The 1,269-nt window shown below is 65.1% G+C and carries 1 protein-coding gene; it reads left to right on the forward strand.

Going from position 1 to position 1,269, the window contains the following annotated elements:
* Nucleotides 1–48: 48 nt before the first annotated feature.
* On the forward strand, nucleotides 49–1,233 hold the full coding sequence (locus tag RCH12_RS18490; RefSeq protein ID WP_442784599.1) for an IS30 family transposase: 1,185 nt from the start codon (nucleotides 49–51) through the stop codon (nucleotides 1,231–1,233).
* Nucleotides 1,234–1,269: the final 36 nt, after the last annotated feature.

Consider the following 1,269-nt stretch of genomic DNA (forward strand, 5'->3'; position numbering starts at 1 on the left):
GGCAAAGTCATACGGTCGTTGCAACATCCTGATTCGAAGGAGTTGCTGATGCCGAAGACGTTTCCTGCAGGTACGCGGTCGTCGTTTGTTGATTTGGTGTGTGGCGGTGCGTCGCTAATGGATGCCGCCGTGGTGTTGGGCGCGTCGGCGCGCACCGGGTCGAATTGGTGGCGAGAATCTGGTGGCATGACACTTGATTCCTGGCGGGCGGGCGGCGGCTTAGCCGATCGCGCACTCGATGATGCCCTTGTCGGTAGCCGGTATCTGACGTTGCCGGACCGGGTCACGATTCAGGTAGGGTTGCGCGCCGGTTGGTCGCATGCGCGGATCGCGGCTGAGGTCGGTCGGGACCGCACCGTCATCTGGCGGGAGATCGGGCGCAATCGGGGCCCGGATGGGGTCTACTACGCAACCCGTGCCCACAATCACGCCCACCAGGTGCGGCGCCGGCCGAAGCGGCCGATCCTGGCCGGCAGGCCGGAGCTGGCGCGTTTCGTTGAGGACGCAATGGATGAGGGCTGGTCGCCGAAGCTGATCGCCCGGACGCTGCGGGAGATGTTCCCGGATGATGGGACCATGCAGATCAGCCACGAGACGATCTACCGGACGCTCTACGTTCAGACCCGCGGAACTCTGCGGGCAGACCTCGCAAAACAGCTGTCCACCGGCCGGGCGAAGCGGGTTCCCCGTGGTTCGCGACGCTCGTCGAGTCCCTACAAAGACGCCTTCAAGATCAGCGAACGGCCGGCCGAGGTCGCCGACCGGGCCGTCCCAGGGCACTGGGAAGGCGACTTGATCATCGGCTCGGGAGGAACCGCGATCGGCACGCTGGTCGAACGGTCGACCCGTTTCGTGCTGCTGCTGCACCTACCCGGCGACCACACCGCCGACACCGTCGCAACATCGATGATCGCCGCGATGAAGGAGCTCCCTGTTCACCTGCGCCGCAGCATCACCTGGGACCGCGGCACCGAGCTGGCCGACTACCGCCGGATCACCTCGGAACTAAACGCGCCGGTCTTCTTCTGCGACCCGCACTCACCCTGGCAGCGCGGATCGAACGAGAACACCAATCGGCTCCTGCGGCACTGGTTCGAGAAGGGCTCCGACCTCTCCGTTCACGACCCCGCTGAACTCACCCGAGTTCAGAACGCGCTGAACCACCGGCCACGGCCCACGCTCAACATGGCTACCCCAACCCAACGCCTCGCCGAACTGCTCACCGCAGCCTAGAAACCCGACCCGTTGCATCCACCACTTGACTTTGCC

It is taken from the genome of Cryobacterium sp. MP_3.1, assembly GCF_035984795.1.
In the GTDB taxonomy this organism is placed as follows: Bacteria; Actinomycetota; Actinomycetes; order Actinomycetales; family Microbacteriaceae; genus Cryobacterium; species Cryobacterium zongtaii.

Bases quoted from the DNA above. Each gene is read 5' to 3' on its own strand.
- RCH12_RS18490 (WP_442784599.1), top strand. From the start codon at position 49: ATGCCGAAGACGTTTCCTGCAGGTACGCGGTCGTCGTTTGTTGATTTG.